Origin of the sequence: Micromonospora parathelypteridis (assembly GCF_014201145.1) — a bacterium.
Classification (GTDB): Bacteria; Actinomycetota; Actinomycetes; order Mycobacteriales; family Micromonosporaceae; genus Micromonospora; species Micromonospora parathelypteridis.
The window spans coordinates 4,300,968-4,324,661 of record NZ_JACHDP010000001.1 but is presented as its reverse complement, the minus strand read 5'-3'; the positions used below and the strand labels follow the sequence as shown (position 1 = coordinate 4,324,661).

General features: G+C 72.1%; 25 protein-coding genes. 15 read left to right on the top strand and 10 right to left on the bottom strand.

The window, feature by feature from the left end; genetic code table 11:
- Nucleotides 1–144 precede the first annotated feature (144 nt).
- Complete coding sequence (locus HNR20_RS19540; protein ID WP_184181880.1) at nt 145–933, top strand: D-Ala-D-Ala carboxypeptidase family metallohydrolase; 789 nt, start codon at nt 145–147, stop codon at nt 931–933.
- Between the two features lie 99 nt (nt 934–1,032).
- On the opposite strand, the gene HNR20_RS19535 is transcribed toward HNR20_RS19540, so the two are convergent.
- The 3 genes from HNR20_RS19535 to HNR20_RS19525 all read right to left on the bottom strand — a co-directional run bounded on the left by HNR20_RS19535 (nt 1,033) and on the right by HNR20_RS19525 (nt 3,598).
- A complete protein-coding gene (locus HNR20_RS19535; RefSeq protein ID WP_184181878.1) occupies nt 1,033–1,443 on the bottom strand; it encodes a hypothetical protein in 411 nt (136 codons plus the stop codon).
- 170 nt (nt 1,444–1,613) lie between these two features.
- Complete coding sequence (locus tag HNR20_RS19530) at nt 1,614–2,369, bottom strand: response regulator transcription factor (RefSeq protein ID WP_184188706.1); 756 nt, start codon at nt 2,367–2,369, stop codon at nt 1,614–1,616.
- On the bottom strand, nt 2,348–3,598 hold the full coding sequence (locus HNR20_RS19525; protein ID WP_184181876.1) for a sensor histidine kinase: 1,251 nt from the start codon (nt 3,596–3,598) through the stop codon (nt 2,348–2,350). Before HNR20_RS19525 ends, HNR20_RS19530 begins: the two co-directional genes overlap by 22 nt.
- Nucleotides 3,599–3,730: 132 nt before the next feature.
- Here HNR20_RS19525 and HNR20_RS19520 point away from each other — a divergent pair, with 132 nt between their 5' ends.
- The 4 genes from HNR20_RS19520 to HNR20_RS19505 are packed head-to-tail and all read left to right on the top strand — an operon-like array spanning nt 3,731 to nt 6,769.
- Nucleotides 3,731–4,627 (top strand): ABC transporter ATP-binding protein, encoded by an 897-nt coding sequence (locus HNR20_RS19520; RefSeq protein ID WP_184181873.1) that lies wholly within the window; start codon nt 3,731–3,733, stop codon nt 4,625–4,627.
- On the top strand, nt 4,624–5,421 hold the full coding sequence (locus tag HNR20_RS19515) for an ABC-2 transporter permease (RefSeq protein WP_184181871.1): 798 nt from the start codon (nt 4,624–4,626) through the stop codon (nt 5,419–5,421). Before HNR20_RS19520 ends, HNR20_RS19515 begins: the two co-directional genes overlap by 4 nt.
- Nucleotides 5,422–5,423: 2 nt before the next feature.
- On the top strand, nt 5,424–6,173 hold the full coding sequence (locus HNR20_RS19510; RefSeq protein WP_184181869.1) for a YqeB family protein: 750 nt from the start codon (nt 5,424–5,426) through the stop codon (nt 6,171–6,173).
- Nucleotides 6,174–6,205: 32 nt separating this feature from the next.
- Nucleotides 6,206–6,769 (top strand): SOUL family heme-binding protein, encoded by a 564-nt coding sequence (locus HNR20_RS19505; RefSeq protein ID WP_184181866.1) that lies wholly within the window; start codon nt 6,206–6,208, stop codon nt 6,767–6,769.
- A gap of 6 nt (nt 6,770–6,775) precedes the next feature.
- On the opposite strand, the gene HNR20_RS19500 is transcribed toward HNR20_RS19505, so the two are convergent.
- Genes HNR20_RS19500 through HNR20_RS19490 form a run of 3 tightly spaced genes read right to left on the bottom strand, consistent with a single transcriptional unit; the run spans nt 6,776 to nt 11,070 of the window.
- Nucleotides 6,776–7,768, bottom strand: coding sequence for a hypothetical protein (locus tag HNR20_RS19500; RefSeq protein WP_184181864.1), 993 nt, complete (start codon nt 7,766–7,768; stop codon nt 6,776–6,778).
- Between the two features lie 48 nt (nt 7,769–7,816).
- A complete protein-coding gene (locus HNR20_RS19495; protein WP_229686967.1) occupies nt 7,817–10,312 on the bottom strand; it encodes an ABC transporter permease in 2,496 nt (831 codons plus the stop codon).
- Entirely contained in the window at nt 10,306–11,070 is a 765-nt protein-coding gene (locus HNR20_RS19490; protein ID WP_184181862.1) for an ABC transporter ATP-binding protein, read from the bottom strand. The genes HNR20_RS19495 and HNR20_RS19490 overlap by 7 nt, the downstream gene beginning before the upstream one ends.
- Nucleotides 11,071–11,239: 169 nt before the next feature.
- Here HNR20_RS19490 and HNR20_RS19485 point away from each other — a divergent pair, with 169 nt between their 5' ends.
- From HNR20_RS19485 to HNR20_RS19475, 3 genes are read left to right on the top strand one after another with little or no spacing between them, the layout of a single operon-like run.
- Nucleotides 11,240–12,397 (top strand): sensor histidine kinase, encoded by a 1,158-nt coding sequence (locus HNR20_RS19485; protein ID WP_229686968.1) that lies wholly within the window; start codon nt 11,240–11,242, stop codon nt 12,395–12,397.
- The gene (locus HNR20_RS19480) at nt 12,394–13,077 is read left to right on the top strand and encodes a response regulator (RefSeq protein ID WP_184181858.1); all 684 of its coding nucleotides are present in this window, start codon (nt 12,394–12,396) and stop codon (nt 13,075–13,077) included. Before HNR20_RS19485 ends, HNR20_RS19480 begins: the two co-directional genes overlap by 4 nt.
- Before the next feature lie 28 nt (nt 13,078–13,105).
- Nucleotides 13,106–13,645 (top strand): DUF1697 domain-containing protein, encoded by a 540-nt coding sequence (locus HNR20_RS19475; protein WP_184181856.1) that lies wholly within the window; start codon nt 13,106–13,108, stop codon nt 13,643–13,645.
- A gap of 42 nt (nt 13,646–13,687) precedes the next feature.
- Here the strand turns inward: HNR20_RS19475 and HNR20_RS19470 are convergent, their stop codons facing one another.
- Entirely contained in the window at nt 13,688–14,665 is a 978-nt protein-coding gene (locus HNR20_RS19470) for an MBL fold metallo-hydrolase (RefSeq protein ID WP_184181854.1), read from the bottom strand.
- Nucleotides 14,666–14,818: 153 nt separating this feature from the next.
- Nucleotides 14,819–15,748 carry a serine hydrolase gene (locus HNR20_RS19465; protein ID WP_184181852.1) on the bottom strand — a complete coding sequence of 310 codons (930 nt, stop codon included), beginning with the start codon at nt 15,746–15,748 and terminating at the stop codon, nt 14,819–14,821.
- A gap of 51 nt (nt 15,749–15,799) precedes the next feature.
- Here HNR20_RS19465 and HNR20_RS19460 point away from each other — a divergent pair, with 51 nt between their 5' ends.
- Entirely contained in the window at nt 15,800–16,765 is a 966-nt protein-coding gene (locus tag HNR20_RS19460) for a LysR family transcriptional regulator (protein ID WP_184181850.1), read from the top strand.
- A 100-nt stretch (nt 16,766–16,865) separates the two neighbouring features.
- Nucleotides 16,866–17,717 (top strand): aldo/keto reductase, encoded by an 852-nt coding sequence (locus tag HNR20_RS19455; protein WP_184181848.1) that lies wholly within the window; start codon nt 16,866–16,868, stop codon nt 17,715–17,717.
- Between the two features lie 27 nt (nt 17,718–17,744).
- On the opposite strand, the gene HNR20_RS19450 is transcribed toward HNR20_RS19455, so the two are convergent.
- The gene (locus HNR20_RS19450) at nt 17,745–18,587 is read right to left on the bottom strand and encodes a helix-turn-helix transcriptional regulator (protein ID WP_184181846.1); all 843 of its coding nucleotides are present in this window, start codon (nt 18,585–18,587) and stop codon (nt 17,745–17,747) included.
- 102 nt (nt 18,588–18,689) lie between these two features.
- Between HNR20_RS19450 and HNR20_RS19445 the strand changes: the two genes are divergently transcribed.
- Nucleotides 18,690–19,442 (top strand): SDR family oxidoreductase, encoded by a 753-nt coding sequence (locus HNR20_RS19445; RefSeq protein WP_184181844.1) that lies wholly within the window; start codon nt 18,690–18,692, stop codon nt 19,440–19,442.
- A gap of 82 nt (nt 19,443–19,524) precedes the next feature.
- A complete protein-coding gene (locus HNR20_RS19440; protein WP_184181842.1) occupies nt 19,525–20,511 on the top strand; it encodes an aldo/keto reductase in 987 nt (328 codons plus the stop codon).
- Nucleotides 20,512–20,536: 25 nt separating this feature from the next.
- Here the strand turns inward: HNR20_RS19440 and HNR20_RS19435 are convergent, their stop codons facing one another.
- Nucleotides 20,537–21,052 (bottom strand): GNAT family N-acetyltransferase, encoded by a 516-nt coding sequence (locus HNR20_RS19435; RefSeq protein ID WP_184181839.1) that lies wholly within the window; start codon nt 21,050–21,052, stop codon nt 20,537–20,539.
- A gap of 132 nt (nt 21,053–21,184) precedes the next feature.
- Between HNR20_RS19435 and HNR20_RS19430 the strand changes: the two genes are divergently transcribed.
- The 3 genes from HNR20_RS19430 to HNR20_RS19420 are packed head-to-tail and all read left to right on the top strand — an operon-like array spanning nt 21,185 to nt 23,649.
- Entirely contained in the window at nt 21,185–21,739 is a 555-nt protein-coding gene (locus HNR20_RS19430; protein WP_184181837.1) for an NADPH-dependent FMN reductase, read from the top strand.
- A 42-nt stretch (nt 21,740–21,781) separates the two neighbouring features.
- Nucleotides 21,782–22,795 carry an ATP-binding cassette domain-containing protein gene (locus HNR20_RS19425; RefSeq protein ID WP_184181835.1) on the top strand — a complete coding sequence of 338 codons (1,014 nt, stop codon included), beginning with the start codon at nt 21,782–21,784 and terminating at the stop codon, nt 22,793–22,795.
- On the top strand, nt 22,792–23,649 hold the full coding sequence (locus tag HNR20_RS19420) for an ABC transporter permease (protein ID WP_184181833.1): 858 nt from the start codon (nt 22,792–22,794) through the stop codon (nt 23,647–23,649). Before HNR20_RS19425 ends, HNR20_RS19420 begins: the two co-directional genes overlap by 4 nt.
- Nucleotides 23,650–23,694: the final 45 nt, after the last annotated feature.

Sequence of the window (23,694 nt, the reverse complement as noted above, 5' to 3'; positions counted from 1 at the left end):
TCAATACCCAGGTACCACAGATTGTGAGGACGATTCTCGTTAATCACCTCCAACCGCACTCATCAGTGCCAGGGTGGAAATCACGGGACTTCTCGGTCGATGTTCCGGTGCCACCCCATTCGCTCTCCTATCGGGAGGACTTCTGTGCGCGTAAACACCTTGAAGCGAGTTGCCGTCGCATTCGCCCTGGCGCTGCCCGGGGCAGCGATCGCCACGGTGGTCGCCGCACCAGCAGCGCACGCGGACGGCTGTTACACCTGGAACCGCAACCTGTACCAGGGTCGCTCAGGCGACGACGTCCGCCAGTTGCAGATCCGGGTCGCCGGCTGGGCCGGCAACCGGGACATCGTGGAGAACGACGGCCGCTACGGACCGAAGACCGCCGCCGCGGTCAAGCGATTCCAGCAGGCGTACGGGCTGCGCGCCGACGGCGTCGCCGGACCGCAGACCTATGCCAAGCTGTACCAACTCCAGGACAACGACTGCACGCCCGCGCACTTCAGCTACAACGAGCTGGACAACGGGTGCGGCGGGTCCGGATACAGCGGTGGCCCGCTCTCGGCGGCCCAGACCCGGCAGAACGCGCTGCGCACCATGTGGAAGTTGGAGGCGCTGCGCAAGAGCCTCGGCGACAAACCGCTCGACGTGTCCAGCGGTTTCCGCAGCCGCGCCTGCAACAACCAGGTCGGCGGCGCGTCCGACAGCCAGCACCTGTACGGCAACGCGGCCGACATCACCTCGCGGTCGTCCTCGCTGTGCCAGGTCGCCCGCGGTGCCCGTAACAACGGCTTCAGCGGAATCTACGGGCCGGGCTACCCCGACCACGACGACCACGTGCACGTCGACTCGCGTCGGGAGAACAACAGCGACAACAGCTCGAACACGACGAGCTGGTCCGCGCCGGACTGCGGGATCGGGGCCGGCAACGACTGAGCCGGCCGGTCAGAGCGACGTCGGCCCGACGCGGAGGGGGATCTTCGCGTCGGGCCGACGTCACGTCGCCCCGGTCGGGTGGGCGCGCGGGTGGGGCGCTCAGCTCGCCCGGGGCCAGCGCGGCGCGGTGACGGGGGGTGTCACCGGCCGGCCAGCAGCGGTGGGCCGTGCCCCCGGCGGGACGACCCGCGGGGCCTGCGGCCGCGACGGCCCGGTCGCCGTGAACGGGAAGGGCACGTGGACGAACGGGTTGCCGTGCCGGATCACCGCATCGATCTGCCGTTCGTTGAGCCCGTGTGTCTCCAACACCCGTCGCCCCCAGCGGTGGAGGCGACACGGGTAGGACGCGCCGTCGTTGCGGCACAGCGGCCCGGTGGGCCACTCCTCGGCGGTGTGCACGACCACCGCCCGGACCGCGAGCCGAACATCCTCCGGGGTCAGCTGTGCCGGCAGCGGCACCTCACCCAGTACCTGATCGATGGGATCCGTCGACTGCACACCAACACGCACGGCAGGCCTCCCGCAGCTCGGCAGCGGTACGGCGGACTCACCGCACCGACATCCTCGGCCAGTGGTACGGCCGGCATCGGACGAAAGTTCAAATCCGGTACGCGGTAAGCAGATCCTCCGGCGACAGAACGTGCAACCCGTCGACGACGGCTCCGCTGCGCGGCCTTCGGTCAGACCAGGCCGGCGTCGTGCACGAGCAGGGCCACCTGGACCCTGTTGTTCAGGTCGAGCCGGGTCAGCAGCCGGGAGACGTACGCCTTCACCGTCGCCACACTCATGAACAGCTCGCCCGCGATCTCCGCGTTGGTCTGGCCCCGCCCCAGCGCGACCGCCACCTGCCGCTCCCGCTCACTGAGCCCACTGAGCAGCCGCAGCGCCCGCTCCCGGCGCGGGTCGGGGCCGACCGGGCCGGGGGCGGCGGCGGTCACGTGGGCGATCAGCGTCCGGGTCACCGTCGGGGAGAGCGTCGCCTCACCGGCCGCCACCCGGCGTACGGCGTGCACGATCTCCGCCGGCGGCGTGTCCTTGAGCAGGAAGCCAGCCGCACCGGCGCGTAGTGCGCGCAGCACCTGCTCGTCCGCGTCGAAGGTGGTCAGCACCAGCACCTCCGGCGGGTGCGGCTGGGCACGCAGCGCCTCGGTGGCGGTCAGCCCGTCCACCCGTGGCATCCGGATGTCCATCAGCACCACGTCCGGCGCGTACGCGGCGACCGCGGCCGGCACCTCGCCGCCGTCGGCCGCCTCGCCGACCACGGTCAGGTCCGGCAGGCCGCCGAGGATCATCGAGAGCCCGGCCCGGACCAGGGCGTCGTCGTCCACGATCAGGACACGCACCGACGGCACGGCCGACTCAGGCCCGGCCACCCCGGAAGCGCCCGTCACCCCGGAAGGCCCGGGAGGCCCCGTCACGCTGGCCACGGCAGCCAGGCGGCCAGCCGGAAGTCACCCGCGTCGTCCCGGCCGTAGGCGAGCCGGCCACCGGCCAACGTGACCCGCTCACTGATGCCGACCAGGCCGGTGCCCGCGCCCGGCAGAGTGCCATCGGGCGGTGGACCGACCGGCCACCGGTTACCGATCGCCACGGTCAGCCCGTTTCCCGGCCCACCGGCCACGTCCACGGTGACCGCCGCGCCGGCCGCGTGCTTACGGGCGTTGGTCAGCCCCTCCTGCACGATCCGGTACGCGGCCCGGCCCAGCGCCGCCGGCACCTCCCCCGACCTGGCGACGGTGTCGCTGACGTTGACGCGCACCCCGGCCGACCGCGATTCGGCGATCAGGGCCGGTAGGTCGGAGAGGGTGGGCTGCGGTGGCTCGGGGGCGTCGCTCTTGTCGTCCTCGGCCCGGAGCACCCCGATCACCTCCCGCAGGTCCTGGAGGGCGGCGTGCGCGCTGCCGCGGATCACTCCAGCCGCCCGCGCCACCTCGTCCGCCGGCGCGTCCGGGCGGAACTCGAGAGCACCGGCGTGCAGGCTGAGCAGCGAGATCCGGTGGGCCAGCACGTCGTGCATCTCCCGGGCGATCCGGGTGCGTTCGAGGTGGCGGGCCTGCGCGACCCTCAGTTGCTGCTCCGACTCGGCCCGCTCGGCCCGCTCGCGCAGCGAAACGATCAACTGCCGTCGGGCCCGGACGAACATCCCCCAGGCCAGCACGGCGAAGCTGAGCACCACGCCCCACGACGCGGTGGCCCAGTACGGCATGTTCGGGTCCGGGCGCAGCCAACTGAAGACCATGTTGGTGACGAGGCCGGCACCGGTGACCGCGATCGCAACGGCCGTCCGTCGGTGCACCACCACCGTGAAGTAGAAGATCAGCAGCGGGATGGCGGCGGCCAACGAGAACAGGGTCAGCGGTGTCGTCGCCACCACCAGCCCGAGTGGCCACCGGCGGCGCAACCAGAGCAGCCCGCAGCAGACCAGCCCGATCAGGGCGTCGGCGCCGGTCATCCAGTCGTGCGGGAGTGGTGTGCTCATCGACGGGTCGGGCGACAGGGCGTCAGCGGTGGCGAACAGCACCCAGAGCAGGGAGACCAGGAACGCGATGCTGTCCACGATCCAGTCGCGCATGGTGCGGCGCGGACGCCTACGCCCACGCTCAGCCGGCACGACCAGTTCCCCTGGCAACAGCCAGGGGTGCTCTGGTACGGCGAGGCTGGTCACGACGCCATGCTAGGCAGCCGAGGGGCGACACGACCAGCTACCAAAGTCGAGACCCGCCGTTCGACCAAGGTCGACGCGGCACCGACCGGTGGCCGAAGCGGATGACCGGGCGGCGCGGGCAGGCTCAACGACATGATCACCGTAGAGAACCTCACCAAGCGATACGGGCCACACCCGGCCGTGGACGACGTGTCCTTCCACTGCGAGCCGGGCACGGTCACCGGCTTCCTCGGCCCCAACGGCGCCGGAAAGTCCACCACCATGCGGATGATCTGCGGACTCACCGCGCCGAGCGCGGGCCGCGCCACCGTCTCCGGGCGCCCCTACCGGGAGCTGCCCAACCCGGGGCGGGAGGTCGGGGTGCTGCTGGACGCCTCCGCCCAGCACGCCGGGCGGACCGGCCGCGAGGCGTTGACGCTGTCCGCGTACACCATGGGTCTGGACCGGCGCGAGGTCGCCGCGAAGCTCGACCTGGTCGGGTTGAACGCGGTGGCCGCGAAGCGACGGGTACGGGCGTACTCGTTGGGCATGCGCCAGCGGCTCGGGCTGGCGCACGCGCTGCTCGGCGACCCGCGGGTGCTGATCCTCGACGAGCCGGCGAACGGCCTGGACCCGGAGGGGATCTTCTGGATGCGCGGCCTGCTGCGTGACTTCGCCGACCGGGGTGGAACGGTGCTGCTCTCCTCCCACCTGCTGCGTGAGGTGGAGGCGGTCGCGGACCGGCTGGTGGTGATCGGGGGCGGCCGGATCGTGGCCCAGGGCGACAAGGACGAGTTGCTGGCCGGCGGCGGCACGGTCGTCCGGGCCCGCGACAGCGCGGCGCTGCGCCGGGCGCTGGAGGTGGCCGGGCTGAGCGCCGCCGACAGCTCCGAAGGGCTGCTCGTGCAGGCCGACGCCGAGGCGGTCGGTCAGGCCGCCGCCGACGCCGGTGTCGCGCTGGCCGAGCTGCGCCCCGCCAGCGGCGGTGGCCTCGAACAACTCTTCCTCACCCTGACCGCCGGCGAATCCACCAAGGAGTCCGTCCGATGACCACCACCACCGCGCCCGCCGACGGCGTCGTCGCGCCACGCCAGCACACCCCGGTACGCCGTCCGTCGCTGCTCCGGCTCACCGTCGTCGAACTGCGCAAGCTCGTCGACACCCGGGCTGGCCGCTGGCTGCTGATCACCATCGGCCTGGTCACCGCCGTGATCGTCATCCTGCAGTTGATCTACGCGAACGACGCCGACCAGACCTTCCTCAACTTCTTCACTCCCTCGCTGCTGCCGGTCGGGGTGCTGCTGCCGGTGCTCGGCATCCTGTCGATCACCAGCGAGTGGTCCCAGCGGACCGCCCTCACCACCTACGCCCTGGTGCCCCGCCGGGAGCGGGTGGTCGCCGCGAAGCTGAACGCCGTGATGCTGACCGCGCTCGCCTCGGTGCTGACCAGCCTCGTCGTCGCCGCCGCCGGCACGCTGGTGGCGTCCGCCACCGGTGGCGCGGGCACCTGGCAGCTCGACGGGTCGCTGCTGCTGAACGCGGTGATCCTCCAGGTCACCGGCGTGCTGATGGGTGCCGCCTTTGGTCTGCTGTTGCTCAACCCACCGCTGGCCATCGTCGGCTACCTGCTGCTGCCCACCCTCTGGGGAGTGCTCGGCGAGATGGTCAAACCCCTGCGCGGCCCGTCCGAATGGTTGGACACCAGCAAGACCATGGAACCGCTGTTCAGCAGCGACGCCGTCACCGGCGAACAGTGGGGGCGGATGGTCGTTTCCCTGCTGGTCTGGATGGTCCTCCCGCTCGCCGCGGGCCTGTACCGAACGCTGCGCCGCGAGGTGTCCTGACCATGGACCTCTCAGGTCACCGCCCCCGCACCGTGGTCACCGCCGGACCGTGGGACCTGGTGGTCATGTGGGGTGGCTTCCCGCTGCTCGGTGCGGGCATCGGATGGCTCCTCGCGGCGACGACCGGCTGGCTCGCCCGGCTGCCCTGGGTGCCGTTCAAGGGCCTGATCGAGTGGTTGGACCGGCTGCCCGAGCCGCAGGCCACCTTCGGCACGATCGCGGTCTGCGTACTGGCCGGACTTGTCGTCGCCGGGGTCGGCACCGCCGAGAGGCTGATCGTCACCGTCGACGCGGCGCAGGTTCGGCTGCGCCGCTCCGACCAGGACCGGAGCATCGCCCGGGTCGACACCCGGGTGGTCTTCCTGGCCGACGAGCACCTGGTGCTGCTCGACGCGGACGGCGCGGAGCTGGCCCGGGAGCCGACCGACCTGTCCGCCGCCGAGCTGGCCGAGGCCTTCCGGACGCACGGCTGGGGGTGGGCGGACGACGACCCGCACCGGTCGGCGTACCGGCTCTGGGTGCCGGACCTGCCCGGGCTGCCCGCTGGCGCGGACGCACTGCTGCGTGCGCGCGAGCGGGCGCTCGGCAAGGATCGCCGCGACGACGCCCGGGAGCTGCGCCGGGAACTGGGTCTGATCGGTGTGGTGCTGCGCGACGAGGGCAAACGGCAGTACTGGCGGTTGAACGCGCGGGCGGTCGCCCCCCGGCCGGAGCAGACGACTTCGGCCGAGTGGGAGCCAGACGGGCGGTAGCGTCTGACCCAGGAGATCCTGGGAGCCGCGCGATGACCGAACAGCAGCCGTACCGGGTGGTGTCCCGACACCCCGGCTTCGAGCTGCGCCGGTACCCGGCCCACCTGGTGGCCGAGATGCAGATCCAGGCGTCGTTCACCCGGGCGCCGATAGAGGCGTTCCGGCCGCTGACCGCGTACATCGGGGGTGCCAACCGGGCCCGGCATCCGCCTCCGACGGCCACGCCCGCGCTGCCCGCGGTCAGCGGCTCGGAGAAGATCGCCATGACCGCGCCGGTGATCCAGGTGGAGGGCGAGTGGCCGGGCGCCTACCTGGTCCAGTTCGTCATGCCGGTCACCTTCACCGCCGCCACCCTGCCCGAGCCGGTGGACGCCCGGGTGCGGATCCGCGAGGTCCCGGCGCAGTTGGCCGCGGCGATGCGTTTCTCCGGGCGGTGGACCGAGCAGGCGTTCGGCCAACGGGCCACCCTGCTCGGCCGGTCGGTCACCGCGGCCGGGCTGCAACCCACCGGCGCCATCCGGTACGCGCGCTTCGATCCGCCGTGGAAGCCGTGGTTCCTGCGCCGCAACGAGGTCGTGCTGCCGGTCGTCGAGTGACCGGCACTACCTCGGCGGACCGGGCCGGTAGCCGAGCGCGGATGGCCACGCCAGCAGCAACGCCATCGCGAGCCCGGAGAGCAGCCCGCACAGCGAGATCAGCAGGTCGGAGTCGGCGGCGTTGATCGGGCTGTTGCCGGCCAGCGCGGTGAACGCCGCCCCGATCGGCAGCAGGATCATCATGGGGATGGCCGTGGCCAGCAGGAATGCCGCCGGCCCCACCAGCGCGGCGAGGGCAGCCAGTGCGTGGTGCCGCCAGATCGGCCGGCCGCCCGGCCAGTCCCAGGCCACGAGCGTGACCCCGGTGAGCAACACCGTTCCGAGCGCGAGCTCCTGCAGCGCCCGTTCGCCGGGCGGGTCGGCACGGACCAACGCGGCGCCGAGCACGGCCACCACGGCGAGGCCGGCCGCCAACCCGACGCGGGCCCGGGAACGCTGCGGGGCCGCCGCCAGCGCGGCACCGACGGCCAGCACGACCAGCAGCGCGGCGGTGGCCAGGGCACCCTGGTTCAGCTCCGGCTCCCGGTCGGTCGGTGACTCGATGCCGGCCGCCACGAGCGTCAGCACCCCGGCCACACAGGCCGCGCCGGTCAACGCCTTCCGGTCGGTGGCTGGTGGCGTACCCCGGTCCTGCCAGAGCAGGAACGCCGCGAGCACGCCGAGCACGGCACACCCCCCGACCGCGAGCAGCACCGTCGCCTCGACGCCGGTCGGATCGGACCGGTCGATCGCGACGTCGCCGGCGACCCAGCAGCCGCCGAGCAGCACCGCGGGGCCGCTCCAGCGCAACTGCCCCCGGCCCGCCAGCACCAGCCCCAGTGTCACCGCCATGATCGCCATGAACCGCAGGTCGCGCGCCCAGTAGGCGTTGTTGCCCGGCAGGTTCTCCGACCATGGGCCGATCGGCTCGGTCAGCGGTTGCAGCACGGTCATGCCGATCGCCCAGAGCACGACGGCTGCGGCGGAGAGGAGCAGCCCGACCGGCCGCGCGAATCGCATCAGTGGACGGTAGCGGTCCGACCGCGGTGTCGGGGGGCGCGGACGCGGTCATCCGACGACGCCGACCGATGACCGCGCGGGACGGTGACGCAGCGACCGCCACGTCGGCAGCACGCTCGCCAACGCCGCCAACAGCAGGCACAGCCCCACCACGCCGGCAACCACCGACCACGGCACCACCAGGTCGACCGGTGCGCCGACCTGGTCGGCGAGCCCCGCGCGGATGCTCAGCAGACCGACGAAAGAGACAGCACCGCCGAGCAGCGCGCCGATCAGCACCACCAGGGCGGACTCGGCCGTGACGAGCCAGATGACCTGCCGCCGGGTCGCCCCGGCCAACCGGATCAGCCGGAGGTCAGCGGCCCGGCCGGCGGCGGCCAGCAGCAGCGTGTTCGCCACCGCGATGGCCCCGTAACCAGCCGACACACCGATCAGCAACAGCGTGAACAGCCAGACGAGGCGGTCCTCGGCGGCGTCCGCCTCGGCCGCCCAGGTGGCGACGTCGACGATCCGCACGCCGGCCGGAGGATCGATCCGGTCCCGGACGTACACCGTGGAGGTCAGCGCCGACGGGTCGTGCGTTCGCACCACGGCCCGGGGCAGGAGGAGGTCGCCGGGGAGCGAGTCGTCGGTGACGACGGCCACGACGCGCAACGACACCGAGGTCCCATCGGCGAAGACCAACGCGTACGGCTGGGACGGCAGCAGGTTCGTCGAGGCGGTGACCACCACCGTGTCGTCACCACGTAGGTCGTTCAGGGAGCCGGCGACGACGGTGAGCGCCCGATTCGCGGCGGCGAACCCCGCCGCGTCCACGCCGAGCGCGGTCAGGGGCCGGTTCTCCGGCAATGTTCCGGGATCGGTGCGATAGACGGTGGTCGGCAGGAGGGCGGTGCCACCTGTCGCGGCGACTGCCTGGTCCGACAGGCCGGGCGCCCGGTCGGGAACCACGATCCAGCCAGCGTTCACGTTGTCCGCCCGCCCTGCCGCGTACGCGGCGGTGGTGGTCCGCACCATCCCGGACACCAGCACCGCGAACGCCACCGTGAGCAGCACCGGCGCGGCGATCGACGCCGTCCGCCGGGTCGCGGTCAACGCCCCGCCCCGGACCAGCATTCCGATCGCCCCACCGCGCCGCCGCACCGGAGAACGCAGCAGTCGCACCACCGGCCTGACCACGGCAGGGGCGAGCACGGTAGCGCCGGCCACCAGCGCCATCACCGCGTACAGGGCGTACTGCCCCGCGATGCGGGCCTCGTCGGCAGTCGCCGTCCCGACGCTGAGAGCGCCGCCCGCCGCGACGAGAAGCGCACCGGTGGCGACGCGCAGCCACCCGATCGGCCGCTGTTCCAGCGCCGCCTCGCGCAACGCCTCCAGCGGTCGGATCCGTGCCGCCCGGCGCGACGCCGACCAGACGGCCAGCAGTGCGATCACCGGCCCGGCGGCGAGCGCGACCGCGATCGGCCAGAGGGCGTACCCGACCTGGAAGGTCGATGGCTCAAGACCGACGTCGACGAGCGGCCCGGCCAGCGCCGGTGCGAGCACCAGGCCCACCAACAGGCCGACGAGCCCGGCCGAGGCGCCGACCGTGAGCGCCTCGGCGTACACCATGCGGCGGATCTGGCCAGGGGTGGCACCGACGGCGCGTAGCAGGCCCAACTCACGGCGGCGCTGCGCGATGGTGAACGCGAAGGTGGAGGAGACCACGAAGATCGTGACGAAGCCGGCGAGAGCCGCCGTGGCGGTGAGCACCTGCATCCCGATCCACCGGGTGCGGGCGTCACCTCGCGGTTCCAACGCGCCACGCGCGTCGCCGGTCAGCACCTTGCCGTCAGCGCCGACGACACCGCCGGCGGCCACGGCGACCTGCTCCGGATCGGCGCCCGGCGTCAGCACCAGGCCGATGGCCCGGACGCCGGGTGCGAGCGCGGCAGCGACCTCGTCCGCGACATGGACGCCGGGCGCGTCGACCAGACCAGTGACGGTGTACGGCTCGGGGCCGGCCGCGGTCAGCAGGGTGATCGGCGCACCAGCCCGCAGTCCAAGCGCGCGGTCGACGACCACCTCGCCAGGTTTCCGGGGCGGCTCACCGGCCGTGAGGCGTAGTCCGCCCAGCCGGGCGCTGGACCAGCCGTGCCCCTGGTGGGCGTCCTCCCGCTGGGCATCCGTTGCCGGTGGGCGGCCGTCGACGAGCGGTTGGGCGTAGAAGGTCCGGTCCGGCAGCGCCGCCGCGACGCCCGGCAGACCTGCCAGCCTGCTGGTGAGTTCGGCCGCCCTGGTCGCGGACCAGGGCCGGGTCGGCACGAACGAGTCACCCAAGGCACCCGCCTCGGGGCTCTGCACCACGACCGCCGCCTGCGCGAGTCGATCCGGCACCTGCGGGCGTCCGGAGGCGAGGAGCAGGGTGGTGGTCGCGACCAGCGCGACCCCGATGGCGACTGCCACGAACGCGCTGGCCGACCGCCGGATGCTCGACACGACCGCGCCGCGGCTGTGCCGGATGCTCGACACGACCGCACCGCGGCCGTGCCGGATGCTCAGCACGACCGCACCGCGGCAGTCTGCGCCGGGACCGTCTCCCGCTCGGCGATCCGCGCGGCGACGGCCGCCGCGGTGATACCGCCGGTCAGCTCGTCGACGACGCGGCCGTCGGCGAGGAGGAGGATCCGATCGGCGTACGCGGCGGCGGCGGGATCGTGGGTCACCATCACCACGGTCTGCCCGTGGTCGTCGACGAGCGCTCTCAGCAGCCGGAGCACCTGCCGGGAGGACGCGCTGTCCAGTGCCCCGGTCGGCTCGTCGGCGAAGACCACCGCCGGACGGGTGATCAACGCTCGGGCTACCGCCACCCGCTGCTGCTCGCCGCCGGACAGCTCACTCGGCCGGTGCCCGGCCCGGTCGGCCAGTCCCACGGCGTCGAGCGCGGCGGTGACGTCCCGGGCTGGCGGGCGGCGACCGGCCAGGCGCAACGGCAACTCGACATTCTGCGCGGCGGTCAGCGTGGACACCAGGTTGAACGCCTGGAACACGAAGCCGATCCGGTCACGCCGCAGGCGGGTCAGTGCGTTCTCGCCCAGGTCGTTCAGGCGCGTGCCGTCGATCGTGACGATCCCCTCGGTCGGGCTGTCCAGCCCCGCCGCGCAGTGCAGCAGGGTGGACTTCCCCGAGCCCGACGGGCCCATCACCGCCGTGAACGTGCCGCTCGCGAAGCTGGTGGTCACGCCGTCGAGCGCCGTCACCCGCCGGGTCCCGGTGCCGTACACCGCCCGCAGCCCCGTCAGGGTCACCGTGTCTGTGGTCATGACCGCCACGGTGCCGGTTCCGGCAGGTGCGGCGCGTCGTGCCGGTGCGGACACTTTCCGACCCTCCCCCAGGCGGAGGCGCGGCCCGATCCGCGACCGGACGTCGTTCCCGAGGATGACGGCCCACGGGTGGACGCCACCAACCCGGCGGGCCGATACCGTTTGTCGGGTGACCGCTCTACTGCTGTCCCGACGGCTGAGGCCGACGGAGCTGTACATCGTGGACGTCCTGCTCGCCGTGGCGGTCGGCGGGCTGCTCTGCCCGTACGCGGCGCTCGAATCGCCGCTGCACGGTGGCGTACGCGAGCCGCTCTGGGTATCCGTCCTCGTCGGGATGGCCATCGGGCTGCCGTTGGCCGTCCGGCGGCGCTGGCCGATCACCGTCGCCGTCGTGATCAGCTTCGTCACCACCGTTGCCCTGATCACCGGGGTGATTCCCAATTTCGCCGCCGCCGCACCGGCGTTCGCCATCGGCCTGTCCTTCTACACGGTGGCGGCGTCGACGGCCACGCGCCGGTCGGTGCTCTGCGCCGCCGGTTGCCTCGCCCTGGTCAGCGTCGGCCTGGTGCTGACCGCGGGCGACCTGTGGTCGCGTACGGGTGCGGTCGGCTATGCCGCCGTCATGATCACGCCAGCCTGGTTGATCGGCTGGTTGATTCGGGAGCGACGCGCCCTCGCCGCCCGGCAGAGTGACCACCTGGTCCGTCAGGCCGCCACCGAAGAGCGGCTGCGGGTGGCCCGGGAGCTGCACGACGTGGTCGCGCACACGCTGAGCCTCATCGTGGTGAAGGCGGCCGTGGCCAACCATGTCGCCGAGGCCGACCCCCGCGAGGCGGGTGCCGCCCTGCGGGTGATCGAAGAGACCGGTCGCAACGCGCTGACCGACGTACGTCGGGTGCTCGGCGTACTGCGCGAGGGCACCCCGTACGCGCCGACGCCCGGACTGGACGAGCTGCCCGTGCTCGCCCGACAGGCGGCGATCGGCGGCGTCGACGTTCAGCTCGACGTGCGACGGGAGGAACCGGCCGCCGTGGTGCCCGAGTCGGTGAGTCTCGCCGTGTACCGGATCGTGCAGGAGGCGGTGACCAACGTGGTGAAGCACGCGGCCCCGGCCGCCTGCCGGGCAACGGTGACCGTCACGCCCGACGAGGTGCGGGTGGAGGTGACCGACGACGGCCGGCGGCCGGTCCTGACCGGCGGGGAGGGGCACGGCCTGACCGGCATGCGGGAACGGGTGGCGTTGCACGGCGGAGAGTTCACCGCCGGCTCCCGCTCCGGCGGAGGCTTCGCCGTGACGGCCCGCCTGCCCTACCGGGTGGCCACGTGATCCGCGTGCTGATCGCCGACGACCAGGCGCTGCTGCGCGGCAGCTTCCGGCTGTTGGTCGACCTGACCCCGGATTTCACCACCGTCGCCGAGGCGGGCACCGGCGTGGAGGCCGTCGCGTTGACCGGACAGCACCGGCCGGATGTGGTGCTGATGGACGTACGGATGCCGGAGATGGACGGGATCGAGGCGACCCGACGGATCTGCGCCGACCCGGCGACAGCCGGCACCCGGATCATCATCCTGACCACGTTCGACCTGGACGAGTACGTCTACGGTGCGCTGCGCGCCGGAGCCAGCGGCTTCCTGCTCAAGGACACCCCACCGGCGGACCTGCTGACCGGGATCCGGGTGGTCGCCGCCGGCGAGGGGCTGCTCGCGCCCACGGTGACCCGCCGGCTGATCGACGAGTTCGCCCGGCAGCCGGAGCCGGCCCGACCGTTGCCGCGCCGCCTCGACGGGGTGACCGAGCGGGAACGGGAGGTGCTCGCGCTGATCGCCCGGGGCCTGTCCAACTCGGAGATGGCCGCGCACCTCAGTCTCAGCCTGGCCACGGTCAAGACGCACGTCGGGCGCCTGTTGACCAAGCTGGCCGTGCGCGATCGGGCGCAACTGGTCATCGTCGCCTACGAAACGGGTCTGGTCGGTCCCGGCGGGTCGAGGTCGACCGACCTAGGCTGACCGGATCGCCCGCACCCGAGGAGGAGCCATGACCCGGTACGTCGCCCTGCTGCGCGGGGTCAACGTCGGCAGTACCCGGCTGGCGATGGCCGACCTGCGCCGGATCGTCACCGATCTCGGGCACGAGGACGTCAAGACGTACCTGCAGAGCGGCAACGTGGCCTTCGGCAGCAGTGTGCGCGACGCCGAGAAGCTGGCCGCCGGGATCGAGCGGGCGCTCGCCGACGAGCTGGCGTTGACCGTGCCGGTGTTGGTGCGCAGCGGCCGGGAGTTGGCGGCGGTGGCCGGCGGCAACCCGTACGCCGATCGGGAGGACGACCCGACGAGGTTGCTGGTGGCCTTCCTCGCGACCCCGCCGAAGAAGGCCACCGTGGACGCCCTGACCGTGCCCGGCAGCGAGAACGTGTCGTTCACGGTGACCGGCCGGGAGGTCTTCCTGCACTTCGTCGACGGCGGTTACGGGCGGTCGAAGTTCACCAACGCGTACCTGGAGAAGAAGCTCGCCGTGGTCTCCACCACCCGCAACTGGAAGTCGGTGCGGGCCCTGGCGGAGATGGCCGCCGCCTGACCTCGGCGGGGGTCGCGGCCCTGCGACCCCCACCGGCGCTGCTCAGAAGTGGTACGCGGTCTCGTACTCGGGCACCAGCACCCGGCTGCGCGGCGAAATCCGGCGCACCGCCGCGATCATGTCGTTCAACCGCTCGCGGTCGGTCGTGGCGACCGGCGGCGGATTCTGCAGCCCCGTCTCGAAGTTGTCGTAGTGCACCGGCACCACGACCTTCGGGTAGTCGAGGCCGGCCAGCAGCCGGGGCAGGTAGTCGCCGGTGGTGGTGGCGTTCTGCATGGCCACCATCGCCACGTCGGGTGCCAGGCCGGTGAGGTTCCGCTCGGCGACGTCGCTGGCCCCGGTGAAGTACACCGACGGGCCACCGTCGACCCGCAGCAGGTAGCCCAACGTGTCGCCCTCCGGCAGGTCCGCGATGGTCGCCGGCTGCGCCGGCTGACTCACCCGCACCCCGGGAAAGGCCACGGAGTACGAGGGGTTGCGGCTGTGCAGCGAGCCGACCACCTCGACGGTGTGGTCGCCGAAGTCCAGCACCTCCCCACCCTTCACGGCGCTGAGCTGCGTCGACGGCAGCCCGTAGGCCAACCCCAGGTGGTACGCGGTGAGCGTGCCGAACACGCGGGCTCCGGTGCGGCCGGCGATGTAGGGCACGTCCATGTAGTGATCCCAGTGGGTGTGCGTGACCAGCACCGTCGTGGCCCGGTCGACGCGCGGATCGATCACGTCCGTGCGCACGGTCAACGGGGTGTCCGTCCTGAACGGGCCGGTGAACAGCCCGGTGTCGATCCGGCTGAGGTACGGGTCGACGAGGACGGTCCGCTCGCCGATGTCGACGCGCCAGCCGGCCGTACCCCACCAACGGAAGCTGACCGCGCCCTTACGGCGGGCGGTTGGCGCGGGTGCGGCGGCCGGCGGCGCGGCCTGGGCCGGGGTGGCGGAGCCGACGGCGAGACCGCCGGCGGAGACCAGGGCGGTGGTGGCGGCGGCGTCACGCAGGAAGCGACGGCGGTCGAGGTTGGGCATGCGGATCTGCTCCCCGTGGTCGGGTGTTCGGTCGACACGAGCCAACCAGCGCCACCGGGCTCCGGTCCAAGATCGAAGGCGACCGGCTCCGATACCTCACCGCATATCGGACCTGCTCAGTGGTGGTGCTCCGACACTCGGACCGGTGTGAAATCAATTGCCACGCAACGCCTCCACAGCCGTCCGGGCGGCCTCCCCCATCGCCAGGTCCACGTCGATCCGGCGTGGGGTCAGCTCGTCGGCGCGGGCGAAGACGGCGATGGCGTACCGGCCACCGTCGGGGTATTCGGCGACCCCGGCCTCCAGGTGCAACCCGGGCAGGGTGCCGGTCTTGCCGGAGACCCGGACGCCGGGTGGGAAACCGGCGGCCAGCCGGGTCCAGAAGATCTGCCGGGCCATCCAGGTGCGGACCATCGCGCAGGCCGCCGCCGGCCCGGCCTCGTCCCGCCAGATCAGCGTGAGCAACCGGGTGATGTCCCGGGCGGTGCTGGACGTGGTGTGCGCGGGATCGAAGACCCGCATCGCGCGGACCCGGTCCGCCGGCAGCGTGGGGAAGATCCGGGCGAACTCCGCCTCGGTCCGTGCGCCCACGTCGTCGAGCATCAGCTCGACCAGCTCCCGAGGACCGCCGAGGACTCGGGTACGGGTCAGCCCCAGCTCGGCGGCGAGCATCGGCAGCAGGTCCAGGCCGACCCGGCGCAGCAGCAGGTCGGCGGCCGTGTTGTCGCTGACCGACATGGCGAAGTACGCGAGGTCGCGCAGCGACACCTCGGCGTCGTCGGTGCAGCCGGCCAGACCCCACCCGCCGAGCCGGTCGGCGGCGGTGACCAGGACCCGCTCGGTCGGATCCAGTTGACCGGCCTCGACCTGCCGGGCGAACTCCAGCACCAGCAGGATCTTGAAGATCGAAGCGATCACCACCTGCTCGTCGGCCCGCACTCCGACCTCCCGGGCACCACCGACCGGGCCGTCGGACGTCAGGTCCACGGCGTCCAGATCCACGGCATCCAGGTCGACGACGTGCATGCTGGCCGTCACCCCGGCGGCGGAGAAGATGGTCTCGATGCGCTCCCCCACGTCCACGCAAGCACGGTATCCAGCGGCGTCGTGCCGGCGCTGGCGTAGGGTCCGCCCGTGGATCTGCTCCGACACCTGCGGCACTTCGTGGTTGTCGCACACGAGTTGCACTTCGGGCGGGCCGCGGAGCTGCTCGGGATGGCCCAGCCGCCACTGAGCCAGTCGATCCAACGACTGGAACGGGAGCTGACGGTCGAGTTGTTCGACCGGTCCCGCCGCCAGGTACGCCTCACCACCGCCGGTGAGCTGCTGCTCGGCGAGGCGGAGGAGTTGCTCGCCGGTGAGGGTCGGCTCCGCAACCTGATGGGCCAGATCCGCGCGGGTGAGCTCGGCGTACTCCGGGCCGGGGTGCCGCCGGAGACGCCCGCGGTGACGCTGCGCGCGTTGCTGGACGGGCTCACCACCCGGGCACCCGGCCTGGACGTGGAGTTGCACGAGCTGACCACGGCCGAGCAGGTGCGGATGCTCACCGAGCGGACCCTGGACGTCGGGCTGGTGCACCACCCCGTGACGGCGGACGGGCTGCGCTTCGGCGCCCCGGTCGACGTACCCCTGGGGGTGCTGCTGCCGCGCACCTCGCCGCTGGCCCGCGGCCGTGAGGTGACGCTCGCGTCGCTGGCCGGTCTGGATCTGGTGGCCGCGCCCCGGGCCACCGCGCCCGGCTGGCACGACCACCTGCTGGTGGTGTGCCGACAGCATGGTTGGCGCCCGAGCCGGGTGCGCCCCGCCCGCAACCCGGAGTTCCTCTTCGGGCTGGTGCTGGCCGGAGGCGGGGTGGCCGTGGAGCCGGCGACGATGGCACGACGGGAACCCCGGATCGCCTGGCGGCCGATCGCCGACGCACCCCTGGCCAAGCGCACCTCGGCGGCCTGGCCGGACCGGTCGGCACACCCGGCGGCGTCGATGTTCGGGCAGCTCGCCGCCGAGGTGCTGGCCGCCGCCGAGCCCGCGCCGCCCGCGCCGCCCGACACGTCGGTGCCGGCGGCCCGGCCCTGGCCGGTGCTGTTCGACACGACCGGGTGAACGCGTCGGACGTTGCGCTCGTCACCCCGGTTTGGGCGGTGAATCAGCCGCAAGCTCGGGTATGGATGACAGGCAACGAAGATGACGCGAAGGAGCCGCAGTGGCCAACACGATTCCCGACATCAGCCTGAACGACGGCACCACCATTCCGCAGCTCGGCTTCGGGGTGTTCCAGATCGAGCCGAAGGACACCGTCGCGGCGGTGACCACGGCGTTCGAGGCGGGCTACCGGCACATCGACACCGCCGAGATGTACGGCAACGAGGCCGAGGTCGGCGAAGCGGTACGCGTCTCCGGCCTGGACCGGGGCGCGGTCTACGTGACCAGCAAGCTGAGCAACGCCTTCCACCGCCCCGACGACGCCCGCAAGGCGTTCGACTCGACGCTCGCGGCGCTGAAGATGGACTACATCGACCTGTTCCTGATCCACTGGCCGCTGCCGACCCTGTACGACGGTGACTACGTCTCGACCTGGAAGGTGCTGGAGGAGTTGCAGCGCGACGGCCGCGCCCGCTCGGTCGGCGTGTCGAACTTCCAGGCATCGCACCTGCAGCGGCTGGCCGACGAGGCGAGCGTCGTCCCGGCGGTGAACCAGATCGAGGCGCACCCGTACTTCGGCAACGAGCAGGTCCGCGCCTACGGCCGCGAGCACAACATCCTCACCGAGGCGTGGTCGCCCATCGCGCAGGGCAAGGTGCTGAACGACCCGACGGTGGTCGACATCGCCGGGCAGCTCGACCGGACCCCGGCGCAGGTGGTGCTCCGCTGGCACGTGCAGCGCGGCGACATCATCTTCCCGAAGTCGACCACCCCGAAGCGGATCGAGGAGAACACTCGGATCTTCGACTTCGAGCTGGACGACGCGGCGATGGAGCGGATCACCGAGCTGGACAAGGGCGAGGCCGGGCGGCAGGGCCCGGATCCAGACACCTTCGCCTACCTCCCCAACTGACCTGAGCCCGCCGCTCGGCGACGCGGCTCAGGAGTTCACGCGCTCGGCGATCCGGCGGAACGCCGCCTGCGTCGCCGAGCCGGGTTCGGGAACGTAGACGATCATCCGCTGGTCGGTCTCCGGCACCAGCAGCACACGGCACTCGAACTCCAACGGCCCGAGGTCGGGGTGCGGCACCCGCTTGACGATGGGGTGGCGTTCCCCGACCTCGTGCTCGGCCCAGAGCTGGGCGAATCGGGGCGAGGTGCCGAGCAGCTCGGTGACCAGCTCCCGGATCGCCGGGTCGGCCGGGTAGCGGCCGTAGGCGGCCCGCAGGTCCGCCACCGTGCTGCGCACGAATCGAAGTACCTCCGCGTCGGTCCAGTGGCCGCTGGTCACCGGCTGCCGGAACGTCCAGCGGATCATGTTGCGGTCCGCGTCCGGCACGGCCGCGAGATCCCCCACGAAGTACGTGGCCAGGTGGTTCCAGGCCAACACGTGGTACGCGGCGTCGACGAGGTACGCCGGAGTTTCGGTCATCGCGTCGAGCAGGTGCCGCAGACCCGGGCTCACCTCCCGGCTCGGCCCGCCCGCGGGTGGCGGATTCTCCCCGGCGATCCGAAACAGGTACTCGCGCTCGTCCCGGGTCAGCAGCAGCGCCCGGGCCATCGCGGCGAGCACCTGCCGGGACGGGTGCGGCCCGCGGCCCTGCTCCAGCCGGATGTAGTAGTCGATCGACATCCCGGCGAGCTGGGCGACCTCCTGTCGACGCAGGCCGGGGGTGCGCCGGCGTACCCCGTCGGGGAGGCCGACCTCGGCGGGCCGCAACCGGGCGCGGCGCGTGCGCAGGAACGCCGCCAGTTCGTCACGCCGCAGGCCGCTGCTCGTCATGCCCCCAGCATGCCCCGGGCCGGGTCAGCGAGGGTGGTACCGCTGATCCCAGCCTCGGCCCGTCTCTTCCCGGACGCCGCCCACGAGGACACGCTCGACGGCATGACGAACACGACCGCCCTGATCACCGGGGCCAACAAGGGAATCGGATTCGCCACCGCCCGACAGCTCGGCGGGCTCGGGATGACCGTGCTGGTGGGCGCGCGGGACGCCGATCGGGGCCGGGCTGCGGAACGCGAGCTGCGCGACGGCGGCACGGACGCCCGGTTCGTGCCGCTGGACGTCACCGACACCGAGTCGGTGGCGGCCGCCGCGAAGCTGGTGGAGACGGAGTACGGCCGGCTGGACGTGCTGGTCAACAACGCCGGCATCATCATCGCGGACGGCACGCGGGGGCTGCCCAGCGAGACGACCGTGGCGACGATGCGCCAGGTGTACGAGACGAACGTGTTCGGGGTCGCGACGGTGACCAACGCGCTGCTCCCACTGCTGCGCCGGGCACCGGCGGCCCGGATCGTCAACGTCTCCAGCGAGGTCGGCTCGATCGCCGTGATGACCGACCCGGACGGCGCGTTGTTCGCGCTGACCTCCGTGCCGTACCCGTCGTCGAAGGCGGCGCTGAACATGCTCACCGCGATGTACGCGAAGGAACTGCGGGACACCCCGATCAAGGTGAACGCGGCGAACCCCGGCTACTGCGCCACCGACCTCAACGGCCACCACGGCTTCCGCACCGCCGAGCAGGGCGCCGAAGTCAGCGTGCACCTGGCGACACTCCCCGCCGACGGGCCGAGCGGACTGCTCTGGGGCTTCCAGATGGACACCGGCGGCGGGTACGGCGTGCTGCCCTGGTGAATGAGCCGCTTGACCTCGAGTGCGCTCCAGCCTGCAGGGTGAGTCGTGCGCCCACCGGTAGGGCGCACGAGAGGAGATCCCCATGCGGTACCGCACGATCGGCACCGACCCGGCGACCCGGCGCGACGTCAGCGTGCTCAGCCTCGGCGCGATGCTCTTCGGCAGCGCCACCGACGAGGCCACCTCGTACGCGATCCTCGACCGGTACGTCGAGGCCGGCGGCACGTTCATCGACACGTCGGACAACTATGCGTTCTGGGAGGACGGCGGGCAGGGCGGGCAGAGTGAGGAGTTGCTCGGCCGGTGGCGGCGCAGCCGCGGTGTCGGCGCCGAGATCGTCATCGCCACCAAGCTGGGGGCCCGACCACTGGCCCCGGGGACCAGCTACCTGGACAACCCCGAAGGCCTGTCCGCCAAGGTGATCCGCGAGTCCGCCGAGCGCAGCCGGGAGCGGCTCGGCGTGGAGCGGCTGGACCTGCTCTACGCGCACATCGAGGACCACACCGTGCCGCTTCAGGAGACCGTGGCGGGCTTCGCCGAGCTGGTCGGCGAGGGCACGGTGGGCCTGCTGGGCGCGAGCAACCACCGGGCCTGGCGGGTCGAGCGGGCTCGCGCGCTGGCCGCCGCCGCAGGCCTGCCGGGGTACGAGGTGCTCCAGTACCACCGCAGCTACCTGCCGAACCGCACCGACCTGATCAGCGAACTGGACCAGGATGGCGAGCCGGGCGGTGTGAGCGGTGACCTGCTCAGCTATCTGCGTGCCGAGCCCGAGCTGACCCTGGTGGCGTACTCGCCACTGCTCAAGGGGGCGTTCACCCGGGCGGACAAACCGCTCGGCGCGGCGTACGACCTGCCGAGCGCGCCCCGGCGACTGGACGCGTTGCGGGACGTGGCCGGGCAGACCGGCGCGACGGTCAACCAGGTGGTGCTGGCCTGGTTGATGGGCGGTGAGCTGCCGTCCATCCCGCTGGTGGGTGCCTCCTCGGTGGCACAACTGGAGGAGAGCCTGGCAGCGGTGGACCTGGAGTTGACCGCCGAGCAGCGGCACCGCCTCGACACCACCTGGTGACCTCCCAGCAGCCGCCCCGTCGACCTCAACCCACGGTCGGCGGGGCGGTCAGGTCGAGCTGCCAGTCGTTGGCACGCATCATCTGCCCCGGCGGGTACTCGAAACCCGTCTCGCCGAGCAGCGTGAACCCGGCCTTACGGCAGACCGCGTTCGAGGCGGGATTGTCGACCGAGGGGTAGGCGTGGGCGTAGCGCCGGTCCCGCCGGGCGCGGGCCACGTCGACGACGGCACGCACCGCGGCGGTGGCCAGCCCCTTTCCCCGGTACGCGGGCAGCACCGCCCAGCCCAACTCGTACACCTGTTGCTCCCGCCACTCGCGGGCCCAGTAGCCGACGCTGCCCGCCCGTGTGCCGTCCGGCAGCACCAGCGTGAACATGCAGCCCTGCCCGTTGTCGGCGAAGTGCACGTACCTGTCGTGCCGGGCAAGCACCTGCGCGTCGGTCTCCGGGCCGCCGGTGTGCTTGCGCGTGTCCGGTGAGTTGAGCTCCCGCAGCAGGTCGAGGTCGTCCTCGTGCCACGGTTCGATGCGTACCTGAGCCATCCCACTCCCCTGTTCGTCGACCCCAGTCAAGCCGACCCCACCGACATCGCGCTTCCGAAACGCCGTCCGCTAGATCGGATCTAGCGGGGTGCCGGCCGCCACCTCGCGCCTGAAGGGTGGGAGGTGGTAGCGATGACACAGTTGAGGATCGCCGTGATCATCGGCAGCACCCGGGAGGGGCGGGCCGGCGATCGGATCGCCCGCTGGTTCGTCGACCAGGCCGTGCCGCACGACGACCTGGCGGTGACGGTCGTTGACCTGAGCGAGTACGACTTTCCGGCCAGTTACCCCGCCGAGCCGACCGCGTCCATCCGGGCGTTCGTCGGCGAGGTGGGTCGGGCGGAGGCGTTCGTCGTGGTCACCCCCGAGTACAACCACAGCTTCCCGGCGCCCCTGAAACAGGCCATCGACTACGCGTACGACGAGTGGCAGGCCAAACCGGTCGGCTTCGTGTCGTACGGCTGTCGGTCCACCGGCCGGCACGCGGTCGACCAGCTACGCACGGTCTTCACCGCGCTGCATGCGATGACGGTGCGCGACGTCGTCGGGATCGACCTGCTCGCGGGCGAGCCGACACCGCAGTGCACCGACGAGCTGCGTCGCGACGCGGCTGTCCTGCTCGACCAGCTCCGCTGGTGGGGTCTGGCTCTGCGGGACGGCCGGGTGGCCCGACCCTACGTCTCCTGACCCGTCGTCCTCTGAACACGTCAAGAACGAAAGGTACGAATCATGAGTAGACGCACCACCGGCCTGGCCATCGAGGCCGAAGGTCTCACCCGCTCGTTCGGGGCGACCAAGGCGCTGGCCGGAATCGACCTGCAGGTGCCCGCCGGCACCGTCTACGGTCTGCTCGGCCCGAACGGGGCGGGCAAGACCACCGCCGTCCGGGTGCTCGCGACGCTGCTGCGCCCCGACGGCGGCTCGGCACGGGTCTTCGGGCACGACGTGGTCACCGAAGCCGACAAGGTCCGCTCCAGGGTCAGCCTCACCGGCCAGTACGCCTCGGTCGACGAGGATCTGACCGGCACGGAGAACCTCGTGCTCCTCGCCCGCCTGCTCGGCCTGCGCAAGCCGGCCGCCCGGGACCGCGCGGCGGCCCTGCTCGCCGCGTTCGGTCTGACCGAGGCGAGCGACCGCCAGGTGAAGAAGTATTCGGGTGGGATGCGGCGGCGCATCGACATCGCCGCCAGCATCCTCAACACACCCGATCTGCTCTTCCTCGACGAACCGACGACCGGTCTCGACCCGCGTAGCCGTAACCAGGTGTGGGAGATCGTCCGGGCGGTGGTGTCGCACGGCACGACGGTGCTGCTGACGACGCAGTACCTCGACGAGGCCGACCAACTCGCCGGGCGGATCGCGGTCGTCGACCACGGCCGGGTGATCGCGGAGGGCACCCCGGGCGAGCTGAAGTCGTCGATCGGCTCCGGCACCGTCCACCTGCGCCTCCGTGATCCCGGGCAGCGGCCCGAGGCGGAGAAGGTGCTCCGGGAGGCGCTCGACGTGCCGGTGCAGCTCGCCGCCGACCCGGTGGCGTTGACCGCCCGGGTCGGCGAGGCCGGCACCGACCTCGACGCCAGCGCCCAGGCCGCTCGCGCGCTCGGCGACCTGGCTCGTGCCGGCATCGTCGTCGACGACTTCTCCCTCGGTCAACCGAGCCTCGACGAGGTCTTCCTGGCTCTGACCGACCATCCCGCCGTGCCGGCCGACGAGCGCGACGACAAGCTGGAGGTAGCCCGATGAGCGACGTCACGACCACCACGACCGAACGGGCGCCGTCGGTCTACGTCCCGTCCGCGGAGGCGCTGGCGACCGTGCTCGCGCCCGGTGCCCGACCGCCTCGACCGAGCGCGCTGGGCGCGTCGCTCACCTTCGGCTGGCGGGCCATGCTGAAGATCAAGCACGTGCCGGAGCAGCTCTTCGACGTCACCGCGTTCCCGATCATCATGGTGCTGATGTTCACGTACCTGTTCGGCGGCGCCCTCGCCGGCAGCCCTCGTGAGTACCTGCAGTTCTTCCTGCCCGGCATCATGGTGACCAGCGTCGTGATGATCACCATGTACACCGGTATCGGCCTCAACACCGACATCGAGAAGGGCATCTTCGACCGGTTCCGGACGCTACCCGTCTGGCGTCCGGCCGCCCTGGTCGGCATGATCTTCGGCGACGTGCTGCGCTACATCCTCGCCGCCCTGGTGATCCTTGGTCTGGGGCTGGTGCTCGGGTTCCGGCCCGATGGCGGGGTGCTCGGCGCTGCCACCGGGATCGGGCTGCTGGTGATCTTCTCGTTCGCGTTCTCCTGGGTGTGGACGTTTTTCGGGCTGATCCTGCGCAGCGAGAAGTCGGTGATGGGGGTCAGCATGATGGTGCTGTTCCCGCTGACGTTCCTCAGCAACGTCTTCGTCGAGCCGAGCACCATGCCCGGCTGGCTCCAGGCGTTCGTGAAGGTCAACCCGGTGACGCAGCTGGTCGCCTCGATCCGCGGAGCGATGAGCGGCGACTCGGACCCGTCGGCCACGATGTGGCTGCTGCTCTGGAGCGCCGGGTTCGTGGTCGTCTTCGGCACCCTGACGATGTACAGGTACAACCGCCGCTGACCCTGCAACCCACCCCACCCCGCCCCGCGATCGCCGCCGTGCGAG